Origin of the sequence: Legionella spiritensis, assembly GCF_900186965.1 — a bacterium.
Lineage (GTDB): Bacteria > Pseudomonadota > Gammaproteobacteria > Legionellales > Legionellaceae > Legionella_C > Legionella_C spiritensis.
Genome location: NZ_LT906457.1, coordinates 2,735,560 through 2,759,382 on the forward strand (window position 1 = coordinate 2,735,560; position 23,823 = coordinate 2,759,382).

The window sequence follows — 23,823 nt, forward strand, 5'->3', positions numbered from 1 at the left end:
TCATTTTGAGTCTTCCCGTTTATGAAACATTATCGCGCCTGGCAGTTTTCCTGTTGGATAGTGCTCCTGTTGTGCTCCTATTCGACAATAGCAGGGAATGCATTGATCCTTCAGGAAATAACCCAAATTGCTCTAGCAAATAACAAGGATTTAAAAGCGGCTCGTTATAATGTAGCTATTGCAAAGGCCCGGTTGATCCAATCTGGTCTTTGGCCTAATCCAAACCTTAATCTCTCAAACAATGACGATCGCTTGTTTAATGATGAAGGAGAATACTCACGCAGCGCTGGTTTTAGCCAAGCATTCCCTATTTCTGGACGTATTGCAAAACAAAAGACAGTCGCACGCCTCGATGTCATGAAAGCCATCGCCGAAATTAGGGAGGCCGAGCGTCAACTCAGTGCCAAAGTGGCGAATGCATTTTATGCCGCGGTGATTACGGAGCGTCGCCTGCAACAATTGAATTATTTATTAAGAATCAACAAAGAATTAGTGAACGTCATCCATAATCGTTATCATGCCGCTGAAATTTCAAAGTTGGATGAGAATGCAGCGCGCATTGAGTATCTGCGCATTGTTCAAGAAAAGCATTTATTACATAGCCTTCGCATCAGTCAAATGGCCACACTGAACCAATTGATGGGCCGAGATGCGAATTCTCCTTTATCTCTTAAGGCAGACCTAAATACAGGGCAAAATTTTCCTGAATTACCTGCGCTAAAAACGTTAGCACTTAATAATCGTCCTGACCGCCAATCCATTGCTCTATCAATTAACCGCGCCATTGCCGATCGCCACTTGGCAAAAGCGGAGCGCTTTGCTGATTGGACAGTAGGGTTTGGTGTCCAACAAGATAAAATTGTGGTGGAAGAGGGACCACCCCAACCAGCCGATCGCACTTTGGGCGTTACGCTTTCTGTTCCACTTCCTCTTTTAAATCAGAATCAGGGACGAATTTTAGAGGCAAGTCGCACGGGAACTCAGGCGATGATGGCGTTACGCGCCTTGAATTTAAGCATTGAAACAGAAATAGCGAGTAACTATGCCCAATTGAAAGCACTTAGGATGAGCCTTAGAGAAACGCAAAGCGTATCTCTTAAAATAGGCGTTGAAAGCGTGAAACTGGCGCGTGACTCTTATGAAAATGGACAAATTTCGCTTTTGAATGTGTTGCAAGTGCAAAAACAACAAAATGATTTGCAAATGACTTATCTCACGACTTTAGAAAAGTATTTACAAGTGTATGTGGCTTTATGTACGGCCATTGGCCCTGGTCACACACAAGGATTTTGTCCTTACTTAGCTTATCAAAGGAATGGTTATGATGATGGCATTACAACAGCGAATTAGAGCAATTTTACTCGCCAGTGTTTTTCTTGGTCTCCTCATCCATGCTCAGGGAGTGTTTGCCCATGGAGAAGAAATCGAAGTGAGTGAAGGAGGAGCCAAAGGTCCTGTGCATTTGACACCCCAACAAACCAAAATGCTCGAAATCAAAGTCGCAAAAGCAACCAATCGTCCCATGGCGCAAATGCTTGGTTTGAATGGCCAAATTCAACTCTTACCCGATGCGCAGGCGGATGTCAGTATTCGGATTAGTGGGAGCGTGACGGCCATTGATGTGAATTTAGGCGATGGTGTCAAGACAGGACAACGCTTGGCTACCGTGCAATCACGATTAGTGGGTAATCCCCCGCCGAGTGTGGCGGTCATAGCCCCCATTGCAGGCATCATTGATGCCAGGAATATCAATTTAGGTCAAGCTGTTGAACCGAATACGGTTCTTTTTCACATCAGCAACCGCGATAAACTGTTAGTCATTGCCCAGGTTTATGAAGAAGATTTAGGCAAGGTTAAGGTAGGACAGGAAGTCAATATTCATGCGTTGAGTTACCCAAAGCTGGTTTTTCCAGGCAAAGTCACTTTAATTGAACCCAATCTTGACCCGTTAACTCGCACAGTGAACCTGCGAATTACTTTGAATAATGAGAAAGAACTACTCAAACCGGGCATGTTTGTTCGTGCCAATGTCATTTTAGCTCATAATGAAGCGGCACTTGCGGTGCCTAATACCGCCCTTTTACAGGCGGATAATGAGCAATTCGTTTTTGTGCAAAATGGGGATGAGTATGAACGAGTGGACGTTAAAGTAGGTGCAGTAGACGATGACTACTCAGAGATTACAGATGGCTTAGTGCCTGGCGACCTCGTTGTGACTCAAGGCAATCGCGAACTTTATACACTATGGCTCACTGGGGGCAGTAAACCGCAGTCAGGCCAAGAGGAGCATCATTAAATGTTTACGCGATTAATTGCCTGGTCTTTACATAATCGCCCTTTGATTTTGGCGTTAACGATTATCCTTTGCTTACTGGGTGGCTATACCTTAAAACAAATGCCCGTGGATGTTTTTCCTGAATTTGCTCCACCACAAGTGGTGGTACAAACCCAAGCGCCTGGTATGGCCACCCAAGATGTGGAAACTTTGGTGACCTATCCCTTAGAAAGTGCCATCAATGGAACGCCAGGAGTAGCCAGTGTTCGCTCAAAAACCTCCGTCGGACTATCGACGATTACTGTGGTATTTGATGATAAAACGGATATCTATCGCAATCGCCAATTGGTTAATGAACGGATTCAACAAGTAATAAACCGTCTTCCTCCAGGTGTCTCGTCACCAGTGATGTTGCCGGTCACCTCGGCAGTGGGGTGGCTACTTAAATATGCGCTTATTAGTCGAACTGCAAGCCCTGAAACATTACGTACACTTTCAGACTGGACCATCCGTCCGCGCCTTTTGGCTCTTGGTGGCGTCGCTTCCGTGGTGTCTCTAGGTGGGGAAGTGAAGCAATATCAGGTCCAGCTTGAACCTAAGCGTATGCTGGCCTATGGCATCACGGTTGAAGAAGTGCGCCAAGCGTTAGCGACAGGAAATCAAAACGTGCCTGGTGCTTTTGTTCATCAGGCAGGTACTGAATTCGTTGTGAGCACCATTGGGCGTATTAAGACGCTGGAAGACATTAAAAAAACACTCATTGTGGTTCGTAATGGAGTACCCATCACCATTAACAACGTAGCCACTGTCGCTTTTGGTGGTGAAATCAAACGAGGGGATGGGGCTTATAATGCAGAAAACGCGGTCATTGGTACCGTTTCTAAAATCTTCGGTGCCGATACGGTAACCACGACTCAGAAAGTGGAACACGCTTTAGCCGATATCAAAAAATCTTTGCCAGCGGGTGTTGAGTTAATCACCGATGTGTTTCGTCAAGCCAATTTCATTGAATCAGCCATTCACAATTTGACCAAAGCCCTTATTGAAGGGGGCATCATTGTGATTGCTATATTGTTTCTCTTTTTAATGAACTGGCGAGCTTCCTTCATTACCTTTCTCTCCATGCCGGTTTCTTTTATTGTGGGTATTCTAGTACTTCACTATTTTGGTTTTGGCATTAACTCTATGACGTTAGGAGGGATGGCAATTGCTATTGGTGAGGTAGTGGACGATGGTATTATCACAGTTGAAAATGTAGTACATCGACTAAGGCTGAATCGGTTGGCCAAAAAACCTCTACCCGCCATTGAAATTGTTTTTGATGCGGTTTTGGAAATTAGAAGTTCAGTGGTCTATGCGACCATTATTATTAGCTTGGTGTTTTTGCCTATTTTCTTTTTGTCAGGTATTCCTGAGCGAATTTTTAGCCCTTTAGCGATTGCTTATATCGCCTCAGTATTAGGTTCTCTTGTGGTCTCTATTACTATGGTGCCAGCCCTTTGTTATCTTCTTTTAGTACGAAAAACGGAAAAACAGCAGGATACTAAAGTAGTGATGCATGCTTTATCTCAAGAGGAACGTTATCATTTGACGGAAGAAGAAGCGGCCCAACACGCTCAAGCGGAAACTCGTTTTGTGATTTGGTTAAAAAAACATTTTTTAACTGGGTTAAATTGGTCTCTGGCCCATTGTAAAACAGTCGTGGCCATGGCAATCGGTGCCTTTCTTTTCGCCTTGACCTTGCTTCCTTTTTTTGGGACTTCGTTCTTACCTGAATTTCATGAGGGTAATTTTATTATTGTGATGAGCACGTTGCCTGGAACTTCATTGGATGAGTCCATGCGATTAGGCAATCAAGTCAGTAAAACTTTGCTGAAGTACCCGCAAGTCATCTCCATTGCCCAACGGGCAGGACGCAGTGAATTGGATGAAGACGCACTACCACCTAATGTTAGTGAGTTTGATGTGCGCTTAAATTTTGACAAAGACAAAACCATGTCTCCGGATGAGTTGTTGCAACGCATTCGCGCAGATCTAGCGAACATCCCAGGAGCACTGTTTAACGTAGGGCAATTTATTGCCCATCGCATGGATGAGGTGCTATCAGGCGTCAGAGCACAAGTGGCGGTGAAACTCTTTGGTGATAATCTTGCGACCCTTAACGAACTAGGCCAGTCCGTCGAAGCCATTTTGAAAACCATTCCAGGAATAGTGGATGTTAACAAAGAGCAGCAAATCAATGTGCCTCAGTTAATTATTACCATTGACCGAGAGAAAGCGGCTCGTTATGGGGTTAATGTAGGGCAAATTTCTGAGGACGTGCAAGTTCTTCTCAATGGAATGACGGTATCGAGTATTCTCGAAGGCCAGCGAACGTTCGATTTGTATTTGCGTATGAATGAAACAGGGCGAGACAGCATTAAAGCCATTCAAAACATGCTCATTGATGCTCATGGAGTGGCAAATCAGGAAACCAAAATTCCTTTGCGTGCGGTGGCTGATATTCGCTTAGAGCCGCAGCCTTTTGCGATTAACCGCGAAAACGTGCAGCGCGTCTTAGTGATTGCCTTTAATGTGCAAGAGAGGGATTTAGGTAGTGTGATTCAAGAAGTGCAACAACGGGTTAAGGAAAAGGTCACCCTACCGAGCGGTTATTTTATTCAATATGGTGGTCAATTTGAAAGTCAACAACAAGCCTCACGCGTAATTATTGTGTTTGGTGGGCTTGCTATTTTCATTATGTTGATTCTGCTTCACAAAGCCTTTGGCACGTTCCGTGAAGCACTGCTCGTGATGTTCAACTTGCCACTGGCTTTGATTGGTGGGGTGGTTTCTTTGTATCTTGCCAGTGGTGACATGAGTGTCGCGGCCATGATTGGTTTTATCACCTTATTTGGAATTGCGGCACGTAATGGGATTATTTTAGTGAGTCACTACAATCAATTGCGCATCCAAGGACAAAGCCGTGAACAAGTGGTCATTCAGGGCACCCTTGACCGCTTGGTGCCCGTGTTAATGACAGCAGCAACGGCCGCTCTTGGCTTAATCCCTCTGTTGTGGGGTTCTCCTGCTGGAAAGGAGCTTGAGCGTCCTTTGGCCCAAGTATTGCTAGGAGGATTATTTACCTCAACGTTTTTAAATATGTTTGTAGTACCAACAGTTTATAATGCCATCGAAGCATGGCGTGAGCAGCATTTGTATTTAAAGGAAAACCAAAACCCTCAAGGAGAGTCATGATGAGTCGAATAATGGAATGTATTAATAAGAAAGCAGTGGATTTATTTTCTTTGCTGGTGGTTTTATTGGCTTTATTATCCCCTTTGCATGCCGCAACCAACCCTGATGAGCAGGCTCAGGCTCAATCCATCCCAACCACCATTCCGGCCATTTGGGAGGCAATAGATGAACGCGCGACAGCAATTAATAAAGCACTTGCCAACAATCAATTGGATACCATTCATCAGCATGCGTTTGCGATTCGGGACTTAGTCAAAGCACTACCTGGTTTAAGTAAAAACTTGTCCGAAGAACAATTAAAAAATCTTCAGCTAAACGTCGGTTATACTGAGCAATTAGCAAAGCGTCTTGATAAAACCGGTGATGCCAATGATAAAAAGGGCACAGAAGCCAATTGGCAGAAACTACAAAAGGTGATTGAACAAATTCGTGCCATTTACTCTTATTAAGTTTTGTCACTACTTATTTGTTTAGTAATCATCTTGTATCCCCACCGTAGAGTGATTCAAACACTTGTTCCATGAAGTCATTTCGCCCGTTCCTAAACACCTTTGTTGAGGAACGAATCATCTCGCACATCAGTTGCTCATTCTTTATTAAACCCATTATCTTCATTGAATGTTTGACGATTGGCTTCAACTGTTTTAACCAACAGAACTTTTTGAAAATGAAATGGCGGGTTAAATTTTGTGCTATGATTTACTATATTTTATTGATTCTATAGCTTAATACCAGGGATATCGGTGATGAACGGACTAGAAAAGGAATGCTGCCCCAAGAAAATTATATTAACTAAGCAGGAAGAATCTTCAGAACCTATAGGCTCTTGCTGTGTACCCGATGATGCAGATACTACAGATAATTTCTTTGCTCTTTTCGGTCAGTTATTTCAAGCAAACCTTGCTAAATGGACTTCAGGGATAAGTCCTGCAGCGATAGGCTCTTCCTACTCCACTTGGCTTTGGCAATTAGCACAATCCCCAGAAGTATTATGGGAACTGGCCTTTTATCCTGTTTTTCATGCTAAAGATTGCATTAATAACATCATTTGTGTTGAGCGTGCTGCCGGTGGCAAAGACGTACGTTTCAAAAAAGACAGTTGGCAGCCTATGCCTTGGCGTTTATATGCTGAAGGATTTTTGCAGGTGGAGGATTGGTGGCGACACGCCACAACTCATGTGCCAGGATTACCCGACCAGGTGGAGCGTACCGTTTCGTTCTGGGCACGCCAATTCCTCGATGCCCTATCGCCTTCCAATTGTGTTTGGTCTAACCCTGATTTATTCCATGAAGCCATTCGCACCGGGGGATTTAATCTCATTCAAGGCAGCCAAATCGCTATGGAAGACTCCTTAGAAAAGCTAACAGGCGCACCTCCTACAGGCTCTGAACATTTTATCCCTGGCAAACAAGTGGCGATTACCCCAGGACGGATAATATTTCAAAATCATTTAATTGAGTTGATTCAATACGAAGCTCAGACTAAAACCGTGTATAAAGAGCCAATACTAATCCTGCCTGCCTGGATTATGAAATACTATATTCTCGATTTATCCCCCCATAACTCCTTGGTAAAGTGGCTTGTTAGACAAGGGCATACCGTGTTCATCATCTCCTGGCGCAATCCAGATAAAGAGGATCGTGATTTAGGAATGGATGATTATTATCGCCAAGGCGCCATGGCTGCGATTGATGCGGTATCAGCCATTCTTCCTCAAACAAAAATTAATCTGATGGGCTATTGTTTAGGCGGCACGCTCGCCATGATTACGGCGGCCGCGATGAGTAGAGATAAGGATGAACGCTTAAATAGCCTCACCCTTCTTGCAGCCCAAGGGGATTTTACTGAAGCCGGGGAATTAATGCTTTTTGTTACTGAAAGCCAAGTGGCCTTCCTTAAAAACATGATGAGAGAACAAGGGTATCTTGATACCAAACAAATGGCCGGTTCCTTTCAAATGTTGCGTGCCTACGATTTGATTTGGTCCAAAATGGTTCAGGACTACATGCACGGGATGCGGCGTGGGATGATTGATTTAACCGCTTGGAATGCGGATGCCACCCGAATGCCTTATAAAATGCACAGTGAATACCTTGAACAATTGTTCTTAAACAATGATTTTGCAGAAGGTCGTTATACCGTGGAAGGAAAGCCAGTGGCTGCTGAGAATATCCAGTTGCCACTTTTTGTAGTCAGTACTGAAAAAGATCACGTAGCGCCTTGGCAGTCTGTTTATAAAATTCACCTGATGACGGAGGGTGATATTACCTTCGTTCTCACCGGCGGCGGACATAATGCAGGGATTGTGAGTGAACCGGGTCATCCGGGGCGTTCTTATCGGGTTCATGAGAGCAAGAAAGGTGATGCTTACCTCAATCCTACGAGTTGGCTTGCGATCGCAAAACAACAAGAAGGCTCCTGGTGGCAAGAATGGCATGATTGGTTAGTGCAGCAATCGGCTAAAAAACGCGTCCCTCCACTGGTCATGAATACCTCACTACCCGCTGCACCAGGTACTTATGTACTGCAGAAATAAAAGGGAAGAAAAATGGACAAGGAGTTTCTTGAGAATGTGACTTTTGATGAGCTTACGGAGGGCCGTCAAGCGAGTCTAAGTAAAACACTCACTCAAGACGACATCAATTTATTTGCTGCCATGTCGGGTGATGTGAATCCTGCTCATATGGATCCGGTGTTTGCCCAAAGCGATATTTTTCATGGTATTGTGGGTCATGGCATGTGGTCTGGCTCGCTGATTTCAACACTTCTTGGTACTGTTATACCTGGTCCAGGCACCATTTATCTTAAACAGGACATTCAATTTAAAAAGCCAGTGCGTTTAGGGGATACTCTCACCATTACCATCATCGTCAAGGACAAGGGTGCGAATAAGCCCCGTGTGATTTTTAATTGCAAGGGTGTAAATCAGCACGGAGAAACAGTCATCGAGGGCTTGGCAACCGTGCTTGCGCCAACGAAAAAAGTACGGGTTGCACGGACTCATTTACCGTCTATAGAAATACATAACCACGATCGCTTCGAGGCGATAATCAAAGCGTGTCGCTGTATGAGTGCTGTTCGCACGGCCATTGTGCATCCGGTTAGTATGAGTGTCATGGAAGCGGTGAACGATGCGGTAAAAGCAGGACTCATTATTCCCATTTTGATTGGCCCTTTGGTCAAGATGAAGACTGCAGCTTTGGAAGCAAGTATTGATTTATCACAGTGGGAAACGATTGATACAGAACACAGCGATGCCGCAGCAAGCAAGGCTGCCGAATTGGCAGCTTCCGGCGAGATTGATGCCATCATGAAAGGCTCATTAAGCACTCATGAATTAATGGGGGCTATTGTACCCACCGCCTCGGGCTTACGCACGCAACATCGTGTGAGTCACGCCTACGTCATGGATATCCCTTCGTACCACAAACCACTCATCATTACAGATGCTGCGATTAATATTGCCCCTACTGCCACCGACAAAGCGGACATTTGCCAAAATGCCATTAATCTTTGGCGAGTATTGTTTGGCGAGGACAAGAAGCCCAAAGTAGCCATCCTTGCCGCCATCGAAACCGTCAACCCTAAGATGCAAGCCACTGTCGATGCCTCTATTTTATGCAAAATGGCTGACCGAGGACAGATAAATGATGGCATTCTTGACGGTCCCTTGGCTTTTGATAATGCGATTAACAAGGAGGCAGCCAAAGAAAAAGGGATTATTTCTTCTGTGGCAGGCGATCCGGATATTCTTTTGGTTCCTGAAATCGAGTCTGGGAATATTTTGGCCAAGCAATTGACTTTTTTAGGTCATGCGGATGCTGCCGGAATTGTTTTGGGTGCTCGTGTTCCAATCATTCTGGTGAGCCGAGCAGACTCACTTCGAACGCGGCTTTTCTCTTGTTCCCTGGCTGTTAAACTGGCGGCAGCTCGAAAGGAAGGACGAATCAAATGACTGCAATCAAAGCAGCCAGTATTCTTGTGATTAATGTGGGCTCTTCCAGCGTCAAATTTCAGCTTTTTTCAAGACAATTAAACCCACAACTTTTAGTTCAAGGGAAGGTGGCTGATATTGGCGGGAGACCTTCCTTTATAACCACCGATGCCATACTAAACCCTGAGAATAAGCAGGCTGACAAAAAAATACTTTCTGATAATTGCTCGCACGAAGAGGCTTTATGCCGTATTTGGGACTGGATTGAGGAGTGGAGTGAACAATGGCAGGTGACTTCAGTTGCTCATCGCGTTGTCCATGGCGGGACCCTCTTTAAAAACAGTGTGATAGTCAATCCACATGTCATGCAGAAATTATGGGCATTAGCCCCATTGGCTCCTTTACATCAACCCCATAATCTCAAAGCCATTGAGCTCATCAGTACTCTGAAGCCAGAGGTACTTCAAATTGCTTGTTTTGATACAGCGTTTCATGCCCATCATAAGGCTTTGTTCACCGAGTATGCATTGCCACAAAAGATAAGGGAGCAAGGTGTTCGTCGTTATGGGTTTCATGGATTATCGTATGAATGGATTGTTCACACCTTGCGGCGATATGAGCCGTCATTAGTTGAGGGACGGCTTATTGCGGCCCATATTGGCAATGGAGCAAGTTTGTGCGCGATGCGTAATGGAGTAAGTATTGATACGACGATGGGCATGACTGCCTTGGATGGATTACCCATGGGAACTCGTTGTGGGAGCCTTGATGCCGGCGCTGTGACGTTTATGATGCGTCATTTAGGCTTATCTACCGATGAGGTTGAGCGTCTTCTTTATAATGAATCTGGACTTCTTGGCTTATCAGGCTTAAGCAATGATGTGAAAATCTTGCAAGACAGTGAGGATACAAGGGCACAATTTGCATTAGATTATTTCTGCCTTAAAGCTGCCCAATTCATGGGGATGATGGCAGTAACCCTGGGTGGGATGGATGCCATCGTGTTTACGGGCGGTATTGGTGAGAACTCAGCCTTTGTGCGAAACACTATCTTGCGTCATTTGAAATTTCTTAAACCTTTTGAAACACGGGTTGTTACAGCTAACGAAGAGCGCATGATGGCAATTCATACCATGTCACTTCTTGAGCGTCAAACGGGAGTAAAAGCTGATGGAGAATAAAAAAGGATTGATTGTTGGAATTGCCAATGAGTACTCCATCGCCTGGGGTTGTACTAAAGCATTGCATGAAGCGGGCGGCGAATTGGCAATCACCTATCAAAATGAGAAAACCAGGGGCTATGTACAGCCTTTGGCTGAAAAAGTTTCATCTCCTATTGTTATGCCTTTGGACGTGACGGATAAGGAACAATTTGATGCCCTATTTCAGAAAATAAAAGACCGCTGGGGTCGTCTTGATTTTGTTATCCATGCGATTGCCTTTGCCCCAAAAACTGATTTACAGGGTCGTGTTGTCGATTGCTCGAAAGACGGCTTCATGATGGCGATGGATATTTCTTGTCATTCGCTCATCCGATTGGCAAAAGCCGCTGAACCACTGATGGTCGATGGAGGGAGTATCATAACCATGAGTTATTATGGTGCCGAAAAAGTGGTCAAAAATTACAATCTCATGGGGCCTGTTAAAGCGGCTTTGGAAACCTCAGTACGCTATCTCGCCATGGAACTTGGCAGTAAAAAGATTCGAGTCAATGCCATTTCTCCAGGGCCAATAAGCACTCGTGCAGCCTCAGGTTTAGCTGATTTTGATACGCTGATGGAACAGGCAGCAAAGGAAGCGCCCTTGCATCAACTGGTTACAATAGAGGACATTGGTGAAACAGCCTCATTTTTGGTATCCGATAAAGCCGCCTCCATCACTGGTCAGACTCTTTATGTGGATAGCGGCTACAATATTAAGGGCTAATAAACCAAAAGTCATTTTTTCTTTAAAAGTATTCTTGGTCATTTAGTAATTACATGTATTGTCCACCATTGATATCAAAGTTAGCACCCGTGATAAAGCCACTTTGTTCATCAGCAAGAAAAGCAACGACCCGAGCAATTTCCTGAGGTTTGCCTAATCGCCCCACAGGAATTTGAGCGACAATGGCTTCTAAAACATCATCCCTCATCGCGGCAAGCATCTCCGTATTAATGTAGCCAGGGGAGACCGTGTTCACGGTAATTCCTTTCTTTGCGACTTCTTGCGCCAGGCTTTTGGTAAAACCATATAACGCCGATTTACTGGTGGCATAATTACATTGTCCGAACTGCCCTTTGCGCCCATTAATGGAGGAGATTGTGATAATACGCCCATAACCATTATCCAACATGTTGGATAATACGGTTTTCGTCATATTAAAAACGCTAGTTAAATTGGCATTAATGACTTCTTGCCATTGTTCCTGTGTCATTTTTTTCAAGCTGGCATCATGGGTAACGCCTGCATTATTAACTAGAACGTCAATTTTGCCGTACTTCTCTATCACCAAATCCGTTAATTTTTCACAATCATTGAAGGAAGAAATATCCGCATAGGCAATGTCGATATCAAATCCTTGCATGGATTGTTTTTTCTGCCATTCTCTTGCTAATTCGTGATGGCCATGTTTGAAGTAGCAAGCAATCACTTGATAATTGAGGTTTTGCATTTCTTGACATATGGCTGTTCCAATGCCACCAGTTCCTCCCGTTACTAAAGCAATTCGTTTATTCACCTTCCTTCCTCCTTGATTTGGTTATTTAATTATTTAACGAGTTCAACGTCCTCTGCTTGCGGCCCTTTTTGTCCTTTGCCTACTTTAAACAGAACGGTTGCCCCTTCGGGAAGGGTTTTAAAACCGCTACTTTGTATGGCACTGAAATGGACAAAATAATCCTTGCCACTACTTTCAATAAAGCCAAAGCCCTTGCCTTCATTAAACCATTTTACTTTACCGCGAATTTTATTTGTCATTTTGGTTTTTTCCCTGATGATTTTAGTGCTTTATAGTGTCATGCTACATGATTCTCTGTGTCAATAGTCAGTATTTTAGCTCAGCAATCCTGGATTTTTTTATTCTTTCTAAGTCATGGGGTTTTAAAACCAAAAGACATAATCAAAAGAACTGAGGAGAATTATTGCTTGTCGCATTCCTTTCTCAATTAATTGAATCAAAGGGCTTAGTTTCTTCTTCCATCTTTTTCAATGAAACAACTTTATCACACTGAATCTCAATGGTATTTGTTTTACGTGTTGATACACCCCAGCATCTTATCCTTTTTCCATCTATATTCATTGATAGGATATGAATAATCAAATTTTTTCCATAGGTGTTATCTATCTTAATATCTTGAGTATTACTTGTTTTTGTAGTAATTCTCCCAATTGAATTTCCATTACGATGGAACTCTATTAATATCTCGATATTGGATAAAGATACATTTTTTATTTTGGAATCTTTATGATATTTAATATGATAGGATTCCATGCCTGCATAGGCGTTTATTTCTGTGAAGAAAAAAATAACAGTAAGAATAACCTTAAAAAGGCTCATTTTTTCTATTTTAGACAGTCTGATATGCTTCATGCGAGTCATGCTCCCCTTATTTTTTTTGATATCCCAATAAAAATTTTCATGCGCCCCAATTCCATAAAGTTCTATATTGATAAGCAGTAAATTTTTGCGTGAATGGAACTACTAACCGCAATCCTTTTAAATAACCACTTAGCATTATATCTGAACTGGCTCATCATTATTTAATGCTGTTTTTACCATGCGAGTTTGACTCTTTTCCAATGCATTGACTGCAAAAAATATTATTTACGTTGAAAAACAAAATAAATGAAACGTTGCTCCTTTCCCGCTGGAGTAATATGCGTCTCAAATTGACTGTCTAATAAGATAAATTCATTACCAAGCTCATACTGTATGGAGGGATTATCATATTGAACGATGTCAAGTCCACTGCATTTTTGGGGACCGTCTTTAGCAAATGTTGCAATAATAATATGCGAACCTGATTTTACAGTATTTTTGAGTACATTAACGTACAATTGCCTTGATTTTATGTCTGTCAAAAAATGAAAAACGGCGCGATCATGCCAGATATCATAAGTATGAGGAGGTATAAATGCAGTAATATCTTTCTCAAACCATTCGATCGTTGTTGCCTGGTCGGAAAGTCTATTTTTTACATGTTCAATCGCTTGACCGGATATATCCAATACTGCAAGATTTGAATATCCTGATTTCAGTAAGTGATCAACTAGAATGGATGCACCACCGCCAACATCAATGATTCGCGCATTTTTATCGCTGAAACACCGGATAATTTTTAATGAAATAGTCGGTTCTTGTTGGTACCAGCTTACATTTTGAGGAAGTTTTTCAGTGTAAATACTTTCCCAATGAATTTTAGTATTCTCTTTATTCATCTTTTTTAGTTCATTTTATATCAATACAATCATTAAGCATTATAGCCACTAACTAATACCGCTATCAACGTCATAAAACCTATTAATTGCTTTGATAACAACAAATCCACCCTCTCCACACCCTGGTTTAACGAGTTCTGGCGTAACAATCTTATCCAGCGGAGAAAAAATAGTTTGATAAACCTCTTTCTTTGAAAATCCCAATTGATTGATTAATGCCATCAATTCATCTACTGAATAAAAATGGGCATTCTGGTAAAAAGAGTTATCCATTTTTTGGGTCTCATACAAACGGCCTAATGGCGAGTTTTTATCAATCATACCAATGATTAAGACGCCATTTGATTTAAGGACACGTTTTGCCTCGCTGAACGCTTTTTGGGGAGAATCAAGAAAGCAGACTACTGTATTAAATAAAATATAATCAAATTGATTAGTTGCAAATGGCAGGGATTCTGCCACACCTTCATAGATATTAATACCCCGAGATTTAGCAATTTCACCTAATTTTTTGGCAGATTCAATGCCAGTTTTTATTCCAAGCGCCGCGGCAAATCGTCCTGAGCCCACACCAATTTCCAGTCCTTCGCCGGATTTTGGCATGACTTTCCTAAGCGCTGCAATCTCTGACTTAAAAACAGCTTGATGTTGGTCAAACCACTGATCATAATCTTGTGCGAACTGATTAAATGGGTTGATATTTTTTTCGCTCATGCGGCTTATGTCTCCTAAGAATTATTTCACTGCATATTATTTAATAAATAACCTACTGTGGCAAAGATTAAATACAAAATAACCAGGCTTCCACCCATCCATCGCGATATTCTTTGCGTTAGCATGAAAAGGGAAATTACAATCATGGTGAATAAACAAAAAGGCAGGTAAAAAAACAATGTTTGTTGATTAACCATTACAGGTTTTATCATGGAAATAATACTTGCATTAAACAGGAAAAACGCAAAAATTGAGCCGACCACATTACCAAAGCTTATCTCAGATCTTCCTTTAAGTGCTGCAGGCAATTCTCGTACTATTTCTTCAATGCTGACTAAAAAAGCCAGAATAATCATTCCGAAAAAGGAACCGGAAAGTCCAAAATAACGAATCATGGTTTTAGATGCCATAACGATGAACTCACTACCGACAATAATGGCTGCAAGAGAAAGAAACAAGAGGCCTGCGTCTTTCCATCGATGCTCTTTTTTAGCGTGAGCAATGGTCTCAAAAAGTTCATCAGATGGTTTGATGTCATACCCCTTTTTATTAAGCCATAAGAGATAAATTACGGAGAAAATAAAACCTACAAATAAAATCAGGCCGTCAATTCTTGAAAGCACACCATCGAGTGATAACAGACCTAACAGAAGAATGGCAAGATTAGGTAAAATGAGTATCCGCTTTGGTGTTCGCTTAAATTGCATGGGTGCAATGAATGCAGTAATACCCAACGCCAGCGCTATAGCTACCATCGCAGCACCAATGATGGAACCTAAGGCAATACCAGCCATATTGTTAAAAGTACCGACTGCTCCAACAGCTAAGTTTTCCGGGTCAAAACCTATAAAAACGACGCTAATGAAAAATGCCGAGATACCAAATCCCCTAGAAGTTCCCACGGCCCCTTTCAGCAGTTTCTCAGCAAAATAAAGTACTAAGGAAAATCCTACAATAAAGAGCCCAAATGCCGTAAAAATATTCACTTTTGCTCCTATTCTGCCAGCCACTGGACTCGGCGTCGTATCTCTTCTCCCCTGGATAATCGTTTATGACCAGATTCGTCCTTCCAATATTCCCGCTGTTGGGCAAACGGTAATATCATTACTTGTTTTAAGTGGTTATCTTTTTTCATCGCATATCCAGGAACTCCGATATCAATTTCTTCCTGGGATATACCTAAGCCGATTGTCCGGTGTAACCTGTCCCAAACCGAAAAAACAACGGAGTAGTTCGAATCTGTCTCCTTTTTGAAATTAGAGTGATGAATGCCATGCATCCTCGGTGTTACGAAAATAAGGTTCAGTACCCGTTCCAAACGCAACGGAAGGCGCAGGTTTGAATGATGGAAAAAAGTACCAATCTGAAATATGGCTTCGTAAATCACAAAAGTGCTCACTGATACGCCGATGAGTGCCACTTGAATAGCTCGAAAGATTGTGGAAAGCGCCACCTCACCTGGGTGAAACCTAAAACCTGTGGAAACATCAAGATCGAGATCCATATGATGTACATTATGAAAACGCCAAAGAAACGGAATTTTGTGGTTGGTAATATGCCAATAATAGAAGCTAAGATCTAACAGCAAAAAGCCGACCAAAGTTTCCCAAAGCCCTGTGAGTCTAAGCCACCGTATTAGTCCGAATGGCGTGCTGGCGGTCCAGCCGAGAAAAAAGCTTGTCGTCGGACGTATCAGCAGAAAAGCGACTGTAAAGGTAGTCATGGAAACTGCAATATTGACAGTCAGACGGGAAAACGTGTCTCTTTTGCGCTTCCTGAGAGGAAACACTCTTTCCAGGAAAAACAAAATTAGTGCGAATCCAGCCGCAATGAATATCCCAGTCAATGCCTCATCCTTTTCATTTTTAAAATGAAAGCACTATAGCAAATTTAATTGACCTTAAGTCTAAATTTGGCGAAAAATGTGGTTAATCGTTGGCTGTCAAGGATTATCGAGGCAATGAACAATTTATTGTCGGGGTCACAAGTGATCGATATTTAACCAAATGTGAGGTGGGTACGTAAGAGTTGAATGTATGTCTGGCGGTGATTAAAACTTATATGACCACCGCCTTAATCAGATTAAATCTAAACGATATGCACGACATTGCTTCCTCGCCATTGGCGCAGTTGATTGTATCTCCTAGCAATTTTTTCTATCGTTGGCTTTATTTGACGTTTAACACCCTCGATGCCTAGCTTGCTGAGGTTGGCTAAGTCATTAAAATCACTGAATTCCTTAGGATTTGATGATTGCTCCCCTGGTGCAAAGATTGGTATAACAATAAAGCCATTAACAGCATCAGCGGCTTCGCCAGCCTTTTCTTTGCCTGGGTTGATACCTTTTGATTGTTCAAGGTGTTTATCATCATCTGCGGCCAGCATGATCGGGGTATTAGGATATTTTTCATGTATAGCCTTTGCCACCGATTTTAGATTTCCTGAATCAAAGGCAGAAACGACCGCTGGTAGCCCAGTGGCTTCTTTTATCGTTGCCGCAGTTGCATAACCCTCAGCAATGACAATAACAGGCGAATCAGCAAGTTTTTCTAAGCCACCTAATGCATGAAAGCAGCCTTCCTTTCTGGAGTCTTTAGCAAAATTTTTGGTGCCATCATCACCGATGTATTGAATACTCCAGATTTTGCCATCAATATCCATTGCAGGGATGCAGGTTATTTTATGAGCAGGGCTGGTATAAACACCGGAGTGAACCTGAATACCTTTTGATTTCATGTAAGGGGTTAGCTCGGTGGCCTCTTTCATTTTGGATAGCCTATGTTTTAGTTTGAGCGCGGTATTTTTATGCTTTTCATCAAGCTCAAGTTCTCGATTTTTCTGATTTTCGAGTGCCTGCACCTTGAGCGCTGATTTCTGCTCATCGGTTAATATATAACCTTTGCACTTCCATTTTAATTCGCTACCTGTGCGGTTATTTTTGATATAGCCTGCGGGAATACCATCTAAATGGGCCACATAAAAGCCCGCCTTTTCACCGTGTTTATCATCGTCCATTTGTATTCGATGGGGTTTACCATCCATGATGGGATGATCGCCTGTTACTATGGCGCCTAAGCTGATTAATGCTTCTTTGAATTCATCAGCAGGTGAAAGGGCTTTATCTTCTTGCAAAATTTGGTTTTCTGGAAGCCAGGCTTTGATCTTTTCAATAGAAACACCAGGGTTTGCATACCAGCATTTTTGTTCTTTATCCCAAGCAATGGCAGGTGTACCATCAGCCAGTTTACCAACCACAGATTTTGCTTTGTCTTTTTCTTTGTAAGGGATACTAAGCCAGACTTTCTCAGAGATAGATTGTTTGGATTCCATGAGGATTTCCTCTTTTGGTTGTTCATCCCTGGTTTGAATGGAGTGCTCTTGATTAAGCTCTTGGACCTGTTCCAATGAGCAAATATGGCTGACTATCTTTTCCGCATCAGCTGACGCTCTGAATATTTCCAGCGGATCATCTTCTAAAACACGAATCCATGATTTGATATAGGCTGTGTGTTGAGAAGGGTCATGACCGATGCCAAGCTCTGCGCCTAACAGCATGCTGGCAATTTCAGCTCTTAATTCTTCTTTGGCATACCCTTCACTGCCAAATGGATGGCTCAAGTCTCGATTAAGCCTTGAAGCATGGCCACTCCAGTGGCCTAATTCGTGAAGCGCTGTTGCATAATAATGGGCTGCAGATTTAAATTGCTCTTTGGGAGGAAGGTGAATGCTGTCGGTTGATAACCTGTAAAATGCTCTGTCGGCTTCCGAATGAAAAATGTTAGCACCAGAATTAATCAGCAAGTTTTCCGCTCTTTCAATTAAAGACCAGTCCTGTTCTTTTTGAACGAGTTCCGGCATATTATCAATTTGTGAGGCATGGAAAACCCTGGCATAAAACACCTTGGGTCTTTCAAGGTTGACTTGCACTTTAACCGGATTACCATGCTCATCGAGGATTGGTTTTCCCGTCTCATCTTTTTTTACTTTTTCATCGGTGAACTTCCAATATTGAACGGTTGTGCCTTTTTCTCCCTTCCTCACTTGTGCATCAATGCTTTGGGCTTGTTTGTAGGTTAGCCAGCGATTGTCTCCGGTTTGATTCAGCATCAAATACAAAGCATTGATGCCGCGATAGCGCTTTCCTGTGACAGGGTTAAAAGGGATTTGGCCATTACCAATACCTGGCTCCCATGGCTTTAGCCATGGAGCGGTTCCAAGTTTCAAGCTTTCAATGATTTGATTGGCGACAATCTGGTGGTGAGACAACTTAGTCATAGGCTGCCTCCTGAGCATCAATTTCGCTTAAGGCATTCTCAGAAAAGGCGCCCATGATGTCTGCCTCGATGGGTGTGACCTCAGCGATAAAACCAGGAACCATCAAGTCCTCCAGTTTTTCAGAAATCACATCATTTAATTTACTTTCTTTATTCATGCACTTTCCCCCGTGTTGTTTTTAACCCATATAGGTATGATCACTCCTTTGATTTGCTTGATGCTGACAGGGCCGTAATAACGACTGTCAAAGGACCACGAGCTTTGGCTGGTCATGGTCAACAATTCATCTTCTTTAAGCGGATAATCTTTTGCGTGCCATTCCGGCAAAGGACGGTTCATCCCATCTGTTGATATGGGTTTTGAAAAAGGAATACGTTGACGGTTTACAAAAACACCTTCATCGATGACAGAGATGTTATCACCTTTGATTGCGACTACTTTTTTCATCAAATAGCCATAGTTACCCGGGCAAAGACCGCTATCGATATAGCCTCTATCTCTTGCTTGTTGAAAGGCTGGCTTATCTTCCGGGCAAAATATGACAAAAGCATTTTTAAGATTCTTAATGTCCGTTATGCGATAAAGTCCACTAGGGATAGAATCGGTCAGGTTGATCCTAAAGCCCATAACCACCAGAAGGAGTACCGCACTTAAGATGCTCAGCAAAAAAATGCTAATCCAGGCCGTCAACTTCCTCATAGCCTGATTTCCTCATCTTCACTTAAACGGGCACGTAAGATATCTGATTGAACAGGTGCTTCAACCGATGCTCTGGCAATAAAAACAGGGTCTTTGAAATATAAGGGCTGTTTCCCATAAATGGCTGGAAAGCCTGCCACATAAATCACCATATCGCCTGCCTCATGAATTAAGCCATTCTCATCTTTTTTTGGCCCTGGCATACGCTGGCATTCATCGATGGTTAAAAGTGGACGGGATACTTCCTGCACCGTTTTAGATATCTGGCTTAAAAAGGTTGATATCCGTTTACCGCTGGTGGTGATATGTTCTTTGACAATGGTGGTTTGGCCTGTCAGTTTTGAAAGATGTTCAGCGGTTTCTATCCGGTTAGGTGGATAGGCGTTTTGGATATGGCAATTAGAGGTAATGGTTTCATCGGGTCCATAGCCTCGCTCACGACTTTTAAGCTGGTTGATGTCCTGACAAATGAGATAAAACTTCAAACCGTATCCGGCCACAAAGGCCAAGGATTCCTGTAAAATATCAAGCTTGCCAAGGCTTGGAAATTCATCAATCATACACAACAGGCGATGCTTGTAGGTTTTCTTCGTTCTTATAAATCCATCTACCCGCTCAAACTCCATTTTATCGGCCAAAAGACGAACCACCATATTCAGCATGACTCGAACCAGGGGTTGTAACCGTGCTTTATCGTTGGGTTGCGTGACGATATAAAGACTGACGGGCGTGTCATGGTGCATCAAATCTTTGATACAGAAATCGGAGGCAGACACATTGTGTGCCACCACCGGATCTCGGTATAAGGCCAGATAGGACTTTAAGGTGGATAATACGGAACCTGCTTCTTCCTCGGGCCTGTCAATCATGTCACGGGCCGAGGCACTGATAACCGGATGTGTTTTGCCATCATCATGTTGATATTGGGTCATTTCAATCAACAAATCAGCGATATTGGTATTCGGATCGACCAACATCTTGTCAATGTTGGGAAAAGTGGCCGGTTCCCCCTGGTTTCTCAGCTTGTAAATGGCATGCAGGATAAATCCGACCAGAAGTGCCTGGGAGGTTTTCTGCCAGTGGGTTTCAAGCCCTTTGCCATCAGGGTCAACCACAAGCGTTGCAAGATTTTGTACATCACCGACTTCATATTCAGTACCAACCCTGATTTCATCCAATGGATTCCAGCGGGCTGAACCTGTTAAGGTTGCAGGCTCAAACCGAATAACTTTATTGCTAGCATGTTTTTGACGCCAGCCAGCGGTTAATGCCCACAGCTCTCCCTTTAAATCGGTAATCACACAAGACTGTTTCCAGGATAAAAGTGTAGGAATAACAAGACCGACACCTTTCCCAGAGCGCGTTGGGGCATAGGTTAGTATGTGTTCTGGTCCATTATGACGTAAATAATGAATCTCACCTTGTTCATCTTCAAAAGCACCCACATACACGCCTTCTTCATTGCCGATAAGCCCCGCATTTTTTAAATCTTGCCTGTTAGCCCACCTTGCAGAACCATGCAGGTATTCACTGACATTTTCTTTTTTTAAATGCTTGCCAACAAAAACGATCAGTATTAAAAAAAGACAGCCACTCATCACCATCAAACCAAAAGCCGCATTAAAGTAATCCGGGTAATAATGATGGTATTTCAGGCTCCACCAGAGGGATTGCCAGGGCAAATAGACATGGGCTAATGAAGAACCTAAGCCATCATGAAAATGTAACTTATAAGCCACATACTGTGTGCCAATCAGCATGCTCATGAGTAGTGAGAGAACGACTAAAAGAATCAGCTGTTTATTTTCTCTGTCCTGACGCTTTTGCCTCACTTGTGGACCAATGGCTTTATTGGGCTTCATCAGACTCATTGACTGTCTCCTGATGCCTTTTGGTTGACAAATTGACTGACCTCATCAGCACAATCTTCTTGAGGTCCAAAATCATCGCTTCCAGAACTAAAACTGCCTTCTGGCGCACCCATGGCTGTGACATTTTGAGATGCGGATGTTTCAGATGAAGAAGAATCCTTGTTGGCAGATGAGGCACGCTGATAAATGGCATCGGCAATCCTGCCACCTGTGGTATCAGAGGCTTTGGCAGAAAACGAAGCTTTCATGCTGCCAGCTTTGTCACGAGCCACATCAAATGCTCCTGAAGCCAGGTGCGAACCAAAAGAACCAGCAAATTTAGAAGCTTGTCCCATGGCCTGGGCTAAACCACCAAGTTTTGAACCCGAACTGCTGCCTGAAACAGCACCCGTGTCACCTGCGCTAACACTCTGAGAAGCGGCTTTGAATGCAGCATTCAGTGCAGAAAGACCGCCAGCACTATGAGCGCTTGCAGCACCGGCCGCACCCGCCAAAGCAGTACCTGCAATACCCGCAGCACCTAAAGCACCGCCCAGGCCAAGACCACTGCCACCGCCACCTGAACCGCCACCAGAAACAATACCTGCCAAAACTGGTGGAATTTTGTTGATGAGTACCAGTAATACAACGGCTACCACCAGCATGATAAACATTTCTTTTAAGAGAATGTCTTTCGCCATAGCCGCATAGTATTGATCGACAAATGACTTACCGATGCCGATAATCAAAATCATGGCAAAGGCTTGTAATGCGATACCAAGTACAGTTTTGTAATATTGAATGGCAATATCCTGCGTCCAGCGGCCACCGCCAAATCCCAATACAATGATGCCACCGTAAGTTAAAATCCAGGCGGTAATCAGGATGATGAGCATGTTGATACTGACTAATGCCAAAACGATGAGGATAATGCCTGCGACTATCAGCCCAACAGTCGTTGCCGCAGGCGACCAGATGGAGGAGTTATCAATCGCTTTGGAAACAATATCAAAGCCCACATCAACGATATCAGAAGGCGATACGGTAGCCGAGATACCAGAAGCATTTGCTGCAAGCTTGCGTAAAGAGTCCATAATGGCGGTAGCAATGGCTGGACCATTGTCTAAAATCCAGTAGAAAAAACCGACCACCACTAAAAACCGCACGGTTTCTGCCATGAACTCCTGAATATCTGCTTTGCGCAACGCCATTAAGCCATAAGTCCATACCATGCTGATGGTGGCCAATGACCAGAACAGGAAACGCGCATAGCTTAAAATAGTATGACTCCACATCGAGGCATTATTGGAAAAGCGATAGAGAATGTTATCCAGTAAATCCCTGCTATCCATACCAACACCCTGGGCGTGGCAAATGCCTGAAAATCCAATTAAAAATAATACGGTAAAGCTTGTTATCGTCTTTTTTTTCATAGTATTACCATTTCATGCCGGAGCTTTTGGAGTAACTGCCGCGTTTAAAACAGGCGTCTGCTATCGCTTGCAGTTCTTCTTTGGTACGGCCTTGTTTTGAACTTTCACAGGTGAGTGAGGCAAGATGCGCCGCCTTTTTCCTCACCTTGGTTTCAGCACTGTCACAACCTGAAAGCAAACCAACCAAAAGCGCTAAAGAAAAAGTTAAGATTTTCATTTTTGTTCTCCTTGATGTTATGAATGCACTACCATTTTTTACCGGAACTTTTATGGTAAGTCCCTGCCCGAAAACGCTCATCTCCAGCGGTCTGTATGGCTTCTTTATTTACAGCCGCAGCATCCCTTACCGCCTGTGCGTTTTGTTGTGCGACCAATAATCCCCTGATTTGCAATAATTGATGCGCTTGATTGCTGGACAATTGGGAAGCGGCTTGGAGCGCTTGCTTTTGTCCTTCGGCAGTTTGTGCCTGGGATTGCAAGACTCGTAGTTTTTCGGAATCTTTTTTCAAGTTCTGCTGTTGCTTATCAATACCTTTGAGCATGGCATCATTAGCACGTTTTTCAGCCACAGATGCGGCCATTTTGTTTTGTTTAATTTTTTTGAGTTCTTCAGGTGAACATTGTCCATTGCCATTAAAGCATGCTGTTTTTTGATAATATTCCTGACTTTGGAAACGGTCGAGATATCCTTGCAGGCTCCCTGCTTCCTGTTTGTAATAATCAATGGTGTTGGTTGCCTCAAGCAGGTTATTAATCACCCCATTGGCGTTATCCCATTGAAACGAGGTCAGGGATTTGGTGTTGTCGAGCATGTTCTGGTATTGCAGAAGCTGGTTATTGTATTGATTGATTTGGGTTCTGTACTCATTAACCTGATTTACTATCATTTTTCCATTTTGCAGCCAATTGGCAAAATCAAACACCGGTGCGCCATCGGAAAAAACGTTCAAAGACCATAACAAAACCAGCAGAATTCTAAATATCAT

Annotated in this window: 22 protein-coding genes; 8 read left to right on the plus strand and 14 right to left on the minus strand. The window is 43.0% G+C overall.

All coding sequences use genetic code 11. The annotated features are described in order from the left end of the window. The first annotated feature begins 21 nt into the window (after positions 1 to 21). From CKW05_RS12355 to fabI, 8 genes are all read left to right on the plus strand, one after another. Complete coding sequence (locus CKW05_RS12355) at positions 22 to 1,350, plus strand: TolC family protein (RefSeq protein WP_058483194.1); 1,329 nt, start codon at positions 22 to 24, stop codon at positions 1,348 to 1,350. Then, entirely contained in the window at positions 1,328 to 2,296 is a 969-nt protein-coding gene (locus tag CKW05_RS12360; protein ID WP_027220165.1) for an efflux RND transporter periplasmic adaptor subunit, read from the plus strand. The genes CKW05_RS12355 and CKW05_RS12360 overlap by 23 nt, the downstream gene beginning before the upstream one ends. Beyond that, positions 2,297 to 5,512, plus strand: a complete 3,216-nt coding sequence (locus CKW05_RS12365) for an efflux RND transporter permease subunit (protein ID WP_058483193.1) — start codon at positions 2,297 to 2,299, stop codon at positions 5,510 to 5,512. It begins immediately after the preceding gene. After that, complete coding sequence (locus tag CKW05_RS12370; protein WP_058483192.1) at positions 5,512 to 5,961, plus strand: hypothetical protein; 450 nt, start codon at positions 5,512 to 5,514, stop codon at positions 5,959 to 5,961. Before CKW05_RS12365 ends, CKW05_RS12370 begins: the two co-directional genes overlap by 1 nt. 297 nt (positions 5,962 to 6,258) lie before the next feature. Then, positions 6,259 to 8,049, plus strand: a complete 1,791-nt coding sequence (locus tag CKW05_RS12375; RefSeq protein WP_058483191.1) for a PHA/PHB synthase family protein — start codon at positions 6,259 to 6,261, stop codon at positions 8,047 to 8,049. Positions 8,050 to 8,061: 12 nt separating this feature from the next. Further along, the gene (locus tag CKW05_RS12380) at positions 8,062 to 9,468 is read left to right on the plus strand and encodes a bifunctional enoyl-CoA hydratase/phosphate acetyltransferase (RefSeq protein ID WP_058483190.1); all 1,407 of its coding nucleotides are present in this window, start codon (positions 8,062 to 8,064) and stop codon (positions 9,466 to 9,468) included. Further along, a complete protein-coding gene (locus tag CKW05_RS12385; RefSeq protein ID WP_082642756.1) occupies positions 9,465 to 10,628 on the plus strand; it encodes an acetate/propionate family kinase in 1,164 nt (387 codons plus the stop codon). The genes CKW05_RS12380 and CKW05_RS12385 overlap by 4 nt, the downstream gene beginning before the upstream one ends. Then, on the plus strand, positions 10,618 to 11,373 hold the full coding sequence (gene fabI / locus CKW05_RS12390) for an enoyl-ACP reductase FabI (protein WP_058483189.1): 756 nt from the start codon (positions 10,618 to 10,620) through the stop codon (positions 11,371 to 11,373). Before CKW05_RS12385 ends, fabI begins: the two co-directional genes overlap by 11 nt. A 49-nt stretch (positions 11,374 to 11,422) precedes the next feature. Here fabI and phbB read toward each other — a convergent pair whose 3' ends face one another. From phbB to trbJ, 14 genes are all read right to left on the minus strand, one after another. Further along, on the minus strand, positions 11,423 to 12,166 hold the full coding sequence (gene phbB / locus CKW05_RS12395) for an acetoacetyl-CoA reductase (RefSeq protein ID WP_058483188.1): 744 nt from the start codon (positions 12,164 to 12,166) through the stop codon (positions 11,423 to 11,425). Positions 12,167 to 12,195: 29 nt separating this feature from the next. Continuing rightward, positions 12,196 to 12,405 carry a cold-shock protein gene (locus CKW05_RS12400; RefSeq protein ID WP_010652810.1) on the minus strand — a complete coding sequence of 70 codons (210 nt, stop codon included), beginning with the start codon at positions 12,403 to 12,405 and terminating at the stop codon, positions 12,196 to 12,198. A gap of 184 nt (positions 12,406 to 12,589) precedes the next feature. Beyond that, positions 12,590 to 13,018 carry a hypothetical protein gene (locus tag CKW05_RS12405; RefSeq protein ID WP_027220164.1) on the minus strand — a complete coding sequence of 143 codons (429 nt, stop codon included), beginning with the start codon at positions 13,016 to 13,018 and terminating at the stop codon, positions 12,590 to 12,592. A 230-nt stretch (positions 13,019 to 13,248) separates the two neighbouring features. After that, positions 13,249 to 13,866 carry a class I SAM-dependent methyltransferase gene (locus CKW05_RS12410; RefSeq protein ID WP_058483187.1) on the minus strand — a complete coding sequence of 206 codons (618 nt, stop codon included), beginning with the start codon at positions 13,864 to 13,866 and terminating at the stop codon, positions 13,249 to 13,251. Between the two features lie 48 nt (positions 13,867 to 13,914). Then, a complete protein-coding gene (locus CKW05_RS12415) occupies positions 13,915 to 14,580 on the minus strand; it encodes a class I SAM-dependent methyltransferase (protein ID WP_058483186.1) in 666 nt (221 codons plus the stop codon). Positions 14,581 to 14,606: 26 nt separating this feature from the next. After that, positions 14,607 to 15,566, minus strand: a complete 960-nt coding sequence (locus CKW05_RS12420) for a sodium:calcium antiporter (protein WP_058483185.1) — start codon at positions 15,564 to 15,566, stop codon at positions 14,607 to 14,609. Between the two features lie 8 nt (positions 15,567 to 15,574). Beyond that, complete coding sequence (locus CKW05_RS12425; RefSeq protein ID WP_058483184.1) at positions 15,575 to 16,426, minus strand: sterol desaturase family protein; 852 nt, start codon at positions 16,424 to 16,426, stop codon at positions 15,575 to 15,577. 242 nt (positions 16,427 to 16,668) lie between these two features. Further along, on the minus strand, positions 16,669 to 18,855 hold the full coding sequence (locus CKW05_RS12430) for a zincin-like metallopeptidase domain-containing protein (protein ID WP_058483183.1): 2,187 nt from the start codon (positions 18,853 to 18,855) through the stop codon (positions 16,669 to 16,671). After that, on the minus strand, positions 18,848 to 19,012 hold the full coding sequence (locus tag CKW05_RS15455; RefSeq protein WP_058483182.1) for a hypothetical protein: 165 nt from the start codon (positions 19,010 to 19,012) through the stop codon (positions 18,848 to 18,850). The genes CKW05_RS12430 and CKW05_RS15455 overlap by 8 nt, the downstream gene beginning before the upstream one ends. Then, positions 19,009 to 19,554 (minus strand): conjugative transfer signal peptidase TraF, encoded by a 546-nt coding sequence (gene traF, locus CKW05_RS12435; protein ID WP_058483181.1) that lies wholly within the window; start codon positions 19,552 to 19,554, stop codon positions 19,009 to 19,011. The genes CKW05_RS15455 and traF overlap by 4 nt, the downstream gene beginning before the upstream one ends. After that, positions 19,551 to 21,425 (minus strand): type IV secretory system conjugative DNA transfer family protein, encoded by a 1,875-nt coding sequence (locus CKW05_RS12440; RefSeq protein ID WP_058483180.1) that lies wholly within the window; start codon positions 21,423 to 21,425, stop codon positions 19,551 to 19,553. Before CKW05_RS12440 ends, traF begins: the two co-directional genes overlap by 4 nt. After that, positions 21,422 to 22,837, minus strand: a complete 1,416-nt coding sequence (gene trbL, locus CKW05_RS12445) for a P-type conjugative transfer protein TrbL (protein ID WP_058483179.1) — start codon at positions 22,835 to 22,837, stop codon at positions 21,422 to 21,424. The genes CKW05_RS12440 and trbL overlap by 4 nt, the downstream gene beginning before the upstream one ends. Before the next feature lie 4 nt (positions 22,838 to 22,841). Beyond that, complete coding sequence (locus CKW05_RS12450) at positions 22,842 to 23,054, minus strand: hypothetical protein (RefSeq protein WP_058483178.1); 213 nt, start codon at positions 23,052 to 23,054, stop codon at positions 22,842 to 22,844. Positions 23,055 to 23,082: 28 nt separating this feature from the next. Beyond that, positions 23,083 to 23,823 carry a P-type conjugative transfer protein TrbJ gene (gene trbJ, locus CKW05_RS12455; RefSeq protein WP_058483177.1) on the minus strand — a complete coding sequence of 247 codons (741 nt, stop codon included), beginning with the start codon at positions 23,821 to 23,823 and terminating at the stop codon, positions 23,083 to 23,085.

Coding starts and splice junctions, on each gene's coding strand:
- CKW05_RS12355 (WP_058483194.1), top strand. CDS start 22: ATGAAACATTATCGCGCCTGGCAGTTTTCCTGTTGGATAGTGCTCCTG.
- CKW05_RS12360 (WP_027220165.1), top strand. CDS start 1,328: ATGGCATTACAACAGCGAATTAGAGCAATTTTACTCGCCAGTGTTTTT.
- CKW05_RS12365 (WP_058483193.1), top strand. CDS start 2,297: ATGTTTACGCGATTAATTGCCTGGTCTTTACATAATCGCCCTTTGATT.
- CKW05_RS12370 (WP_058483192.1), top strand. CDS start 5,512: ATGAGTCGAATAATGGAATGTATTAATAAGAAAGCAGTGGATTTATTT.
- CKW05_RS12375 (WP_058483191.1), top strand. CDS start 6,259: ATGAACGGACTAGAAAAGGAATGCTGCCCCAAGAAAATTATATTAACT.
- CKW05_RS12380 (WP_058483190.1), top strand. CDS start 8,062: ATGGACAAGGAGTTTCTTGAGAATGTGACTTTTGATGAGCTTACGGAG.
- CKW05_RS12385 (WP_082642756.1), top strand. CDS start 9,465: ATGACTGCAATCAAAGCAGCCAGTATTCTTGTGATTAATGTGGGCTCT.
- fabI (WP_058483189.1), top strand. CDS start 10,618: ATGGAGAATAAAAAAGGATTGATTGTTGGAATTGCCAATGAGTACTCC.
- CKW05_RS12400 (WP_010652810.1), bottom strand. CDS start 12,405: ATGACAAATAAAATTCGCGGTAAAGTAAAATGGTTTAATGAAGGCAAG.
- CKW05_RS12405 (WP_027220164.1), bottom strand. CDS start 13,018: ATGAAGCATATCAGACTGTCTAAAATAGAAAAAATGAGCCTTTTTAAG.
- CKW05_RS12410 (WP_058483187.1), bottom strand. CDS start 13,866: ATGAATAAAGAGAATACTAAAATTCATTGGGAAAGTATTTACACTGAA.
- CKW05_RS12415 (WP_058483186.1), bottom strand. CDS start 14,580: ATGAGCGAAAAAAATATCAACCCATTTAATCAGTTCGCACAAGATTAT.
- CKW05_RS12430 (WP_058483183.1), bottom strand. CDS start 18,855: ATGACTAAGTTGTCTCACCACCAGATTGTCGCCAATCAAATCATTGAA.
- CKW05_RS15455 (WP_058483182.1), bottom strand. CDS start 19,012: ATGAATAAAGAAAGTAAATTAAATGATGTGATTTCTGAAAAACTGGAG.
- traF (WP_058483181.1), bottom strand. CDS start 19,554: ATGAGGAAGTTGACGGCCTGGATTAGCATTTTTTTGCTGAGCATCTTA.
- CKW05_RS12440 (WP_058483180.1), bottom strand. CDS start 21,425: ATGAGTCTGATGAAGCCCAATAAAGCCATTGGTCCACAAGTGAGGCAA.
- trbL (WP_058483179.1), bottom strand. CDS start 22,837: ATGAAAAAAAAGACGATAACAAGCTTTACCGTATTATTTTTAATTGGA.
- CKW05_RS12450 (WP_058483178.1), bottom strand. CDS start 23,054: ATGAAAATCTTAACTTTTTCTTTAGCGCTTTTGGTTGGTTTGCTTTCA.
- trbJ (WP_058483177.1), bottom strand. CDS start 23,823: ATGATATTTAGAATTCTGCTGGTTTTGTTATGGTCTTTGAACGTTTTT.